At 62.0% G+C, this 4232-nt stretch carries 5 protein-coding genes and 1 tRNA gene; 5 read left to right on the forward strand and 1 reads right to left on the reverse strand.

All coding sequences use genetic code 11. The features are described 5' to 3' along the window. Nucleotides 1-376, reverse strand: a 376-nt coding sequence (hspQ, locus tag MBENS4_RS10300; protein ID WP_039390561.1) for a heat shock protein HspQ, incomplete at its 3' end; no start/stop codon positions are given. A 155-nt stretch (nt 377-531) separates the two neighbouring features. On the opposite strand from hspQ, the gene MBENS4_RS10305 reads away from it, so the two are divergent. The 5 genes from MBENS4_RS10305 to MBENS4_RS10325 form a co-directional block, all read left to right on the forward strand. After that, nucleotides 532-621 (forward strand) — tRNA-Ser (locus tag MBENS4_RS10305). A 145-nt stretch (nt 622-766) separates the two neighbouring features. After that, nucleotides 767-1924, forward strand: coding sequence for a tyrosine-type recombinase/integrase (locus tag MBENS4_RS10310; RefSeq protein WP_039390562.1), 1158 nt, complete (start codon nt 767-769; stop codon nt 1922-1924). A gap of 396 nt (nt 1925-2320) precedes the next feature. Beyond that, nucleotides 2321-3208, forward strand: a complete 888-nt coding sequence (locus tag MBENS4_RS10315) for an ArdC family protein (protein WP_039390564.1) — start codon at nt 2321-2323, stop codon at nt 3206-3208. Then, entirely contained in the window at nt 3205-3489 is a 285-nt protein-coding gene (locus tag MBENS4_RS10320) for an RNA polymerase sigma factor (RefSeq protein ID WP_039390565.1), read from the forward strand. The genes MBENS4_RS10315 and MBENS4_RS10320 overlap by 4 nt, the downstream gene beginning before the upstream one ends. 84 nt (nt 3490-3573) lie before the next feature. Next, nucleotides 3574-4232, forward strand: a 659-nt coding sequence (locus MBENS4_RS10325) for a nucleotidyltransferase domain-containing protein (protein ID WP_039390567.1), incomplete at its 3' end; no start/stop codon positions are given.

Genomic DNA, 4232 nt, shown 5'->3' on the forward strand with positions numbered 1-4232 from the left:
GCGCGAGGCTGCGACGAAGCTGGTAGCGGCCGTTGCGGTAGTCTTCGAAGATCTGCGAAAGCGAGGGGTGGTCGACCGGACCGCCTTCGTCATCGGCCATCAGGTTCTGTTGGCTGACATAGGCGACGTAGCTCGAATCGTCGGCTTCGGCGAGGAGGTGGTAGAAGGGCTGCTCGCGCAGGGGGCGGATCTCGGCCGGGATCGATTCGTACCATTCCTCGCTGTTGGCGAAGACAGGGTCGATGTCGAAGACGACGCCGCGGAAGTCGTGATCGCGGTGGCGCACGATGTCGCCGATGGCAAAACGGGCGCGCATCTGGCGCGGCGCATCGATCACGCGTCCGGCCTGAGGCGAGAAAAAGGACGCTCTGTTCATATGTGCAATATAGGCCCCGCGAGGGGAGCGGACAAGCAAGCTGAAAAAATGTTCCCCTTTTTTGTCATTTAGGGGCTTGGCAAGCTCGCAAAGTTGGATTAGTGGCGCGCTTCTTCCTGACCTCGCAGGCATATCCTGCAGATGGCACTTCGAGCGGAGAGGTGGCAGAGAGGTCGAATGCGCCGCACTCGAAATGCGGTGTACGGGCAACCGTACCGTGGGTTCGAATCCCACCCTCTCCGCCACTAGCCACTCTTTCTACATCCAGCCGAACACCGAAAAGCCCAAGGGTTTCCTTGGCTTGATTGGTGATTCGCGTCCTTCTGCATCCAGCCCCATCCACCGGTGACCGATTGGAAATGTGGGAAAGAATGTGGGAGAATTTTGGTCATGGGAAAGCTCTCCGCAACGGCTGTGAAGGCAGCCCGGCGTCCGGGCCGGTTGGGCGATGGTGACGGCCTCTACCTCGTCGTCCAGCCTACTGGTTCGAAAAGCTGGGTGTGCCGGGTACAGAAGCATGGAATGCGTCGCGACTTCGGGCTCGGCAGCGCCGCGAAGGTATCGCTTGCCGATGCGCGCGAACGAGCCCGGGAGATCCGAAGTTGGGTTGAACTCGGGCTCGATCCGATCTTCGAGCGGCGAAAGGCGCAGGGGATCCCGACTTTTCGCGAAGCCGCAGCCAAGGTTCTGGCCGCGCATCGCAAGACCTGGCGCAACGAGAAGCACGAAGCCCAATGGTCGAGTACGCTAGAGGCATATGCCTTCCCCCATATCGGGCATCTTCAGGTCAATGACATCACGGGACCCATGATTCGTGGTTTGCTCGCGGAGATCTGGCTTTCCAAGCCCGAGACCGCGCGGCGGGTCCGCCAACGGATCGGAACGATACTCGACTGGGCCTACGCGTCGGGCTACCGCGAGTCAGAGGCGCCCATGCGTGCGGTTACGCGCGGTCTGCCGCGCCAACCCAAGAAGGACGGCCATTTCGCGGCCATGCCCTATGACAAGGTGCCCGCGTTCGTTTTGCGTCTGCGAGAGCGCGAATCGTTCAGTCGTCTGGCCCTTCAATTTGCGATCCTGACAGCGGCACGTTCTGGCGAAGTGCGGCACGCGACCTGGGACGAGATCGACTTGAAAGTTGGACTTTGGACGCTTCCGAAAGAGCGAATGAAGGCCCAGCGCGAGCATGTCGTGCCACTCACGCGCCCTGTCCTTTGTATCCTCGAACGTTGCCTTGAACTTCGTATAGCCAATTGCCCGCTGATTTTTCCGGGGGCACGTCGCAATGCGCCTTTGTCCGATATGACTCTGACCAAGCTCCTCAAGGAAATGAAAGAGCCTTACACCGCTCACGGCTTTCGCTCGGCCTTTCGCGATTGGGTGAGCGAGACGACCAATCACTCCGGCGACGTTGCCGAGGCGGCCCTCGCCCATGCCGTCAAGGACAAGACCGAGGCGGCCTATCGGCGCGGCAACTTGCTGGAGAAGCGTCGGATCATGATGAACGATTGGGCGTCTTTTTGCACCTCACCACGGATAAGCCGCTAAGGGCGTGCCAGGCTTTTAGCCTTGCCGGGCGCTTCCTCCACTCGCGCGCCGGTCGAGCCGCTCTTTAGCGTCTCGGTGGCACAGCCAAAACGATCGCTTGATGCGTTCCGGGCCGCCTTTGGCGGGTCGGGATGGGCTTGCATCCCTTCAGCGGTCGCCGCGCTGAAGGCGCGGCGGCGTTGGCCTTTGTCGGCTCCAAGGTGACGGGGGGCGTCGCTGCCCGATAGCCCCGCCTCGACGGGGCGCAACCCGTCCGCTGCGCTTCCGGGTCCTTCACGTTGTTACGGCCTTGCCAGGTGCGCCCCGCCTTTTGCCGGCGGGGCTGCTGGTTCGCTCCTGCCGCCCCCCGCCACCCTGGCGCCGGTCAATGGCGGTTGAAGGAAGGAGTGAAGGAGCATGGCCAAGGACAACCGTCAGAGCCTCTATGGAGAGGTTACAAACCGGATCATTGCCGAACTTGAAGAAGGCCGCGTGCCATGGGTGCAGCCGTGGGACGCGGCGCGGTGCCTGGTGACGATGCCGCACAACGGGCTAACGGGGCGCATCTACAGCGGCATAAACGTGCTGATCCTGTGGGCGGCCGGGATCGGGGGCGGCTATTCCTCGCAGCGTTGGCTTACCTACAAGCAGGCCGAGAAGGCAGGTGGCAACGTCAAGCGCGGGGAGAAGGGAACGGTCATTTGTTACGCCGATCGTTTCACGCCCAAGGACGAGGCGCACAAGGCCCGGAGCGAGGACCGCGACGCGCGCACCGTGGCCTTTCTCAAGCGGTTCACGGTCTTCAATCTCGATCAGTGTGAAGGGCTTCCCATCGAAGCCGGAGTCGCCGCGAGCGTGCCTGATCCGGTCATGACGCGGATCGAGGCCGACCGGATCATCACGCTGTCAGGCGCGGACTTTCGGATTGGTGGGCGCGAGGCTTACTATGCCCCGGCCGAAGACTTCGTGATGGTGCCGCCACAGGTTGCTTTCCCCGATCCGATCAACTGGTACCGCACGGCGCTGCACGAACTGGGGCATTGGACCGGGCATCCCACCCGCCTCAACCGGGACCAGTCGGGCCGCTATCGTTCCTCGAAGTATGGCCGGGAGGAACTGGTCGCCGAGATGACCAGCGCCTTTGTCTGTGCCTCCTTGGGGATCGCGCCAAGCGTGCGGCATTCCGACTATATCGGTGCGTGGCTCACGGTATTGCGCGAGGACGAAAAGGCGATCTTTCGCGCGGCCAGTGCCGCTAGCAAGGCCGCCGATTACCTCCTTGCTTTCGGGGAGGATGCGGCATGATTCGGCCTCTTGCCTTCCTCGTCCAGCGCATCCGGGAGGCCTCGCTCAGGGGCGCCTTTACCGAGGTCTCCGATCCCCGGCATCGGCGGTATATGCGCGCGATGGCCTCGCTTCCCGATGCCGAGCACGCGGCCTTTCGTCTGGCCCGCATCGAAGGTTTGAACGTGCCCCGGATCGCGGCCGAACTTGGTATCTCGAACGCGCAGGCCGAGACCCATCTGGCCCATGCAATCGAAATGATCGCCAGTTCTCTGCGCCGTCAGGAACGCAAGGGATGGTGATACACGCGCGGCCGGAGCCCACAGGGCCCCGGCCGCCATCATTTTGCACTTGGCAGCAAGGATGTTAGGCGCGAGTCTGTGCCCATGAAAACAAGCCTCGACCATCTCCCGGCGAACAAGCAGCGCGAACTCGAACGCGTGGTGCAGATCGTCTTCGAGGAATTCGAGGACGCCTTCGCGCTTTCGACGCAGAACTGGAAGAAGAAGGGGCGCATCCTCAAGATCGTGCTCTACGGCAGCTATGCCCGGGGCAACTGGATCGACGAGCCGCACACCGCCAAGGGCTACAAGTCGGACTACGATCTTTTGGTGATCGTCAGCGACAAGCGGCTGACCGACCGGGTCAAGTACTGGACCCGCGTCGACGAGCGGCTGATGCGCGAATACGGCATCACCGAGAGCCTCAAGACGCCGGTCAATTTCATCGTCCACACCATGCAGGAAGTGAACGACGGGCTCGCTCAGGGCCGCTACTTCTTCATGGACATTGCCCGCGACGGCATCGCGCTCTACGAGGCCGACGACAGCGAGCTAGCGACCCCCAAGCCAAAGACCCCGCATGCCGCGCTAGATCTGGCGAAGGAGTACTACGAGGAGTGGTATCCTAGCGCTGTCGAGTTCATTGAAGGATACAAGTTTTACCGAGATCGGGAGAGCTGGAAAAAGGCCGCCTTCTTGCTCCATCAAGGCACAGAGGCTTTCTACCACTGCGTCCTGCTGGTCTCGACCTTTTACACTCCGTT

This window comes from Novosphingobium sp. MBES04, from assembly GCF_000813185.1.
Classification (GTDB): domain Bacteria; phylum Pseudomonadota; class Alphaproteobacteria; order Sphingomonadales; family Sphingomonadaceae; genus Novosphingobium; species Novosphingobium decolorationis.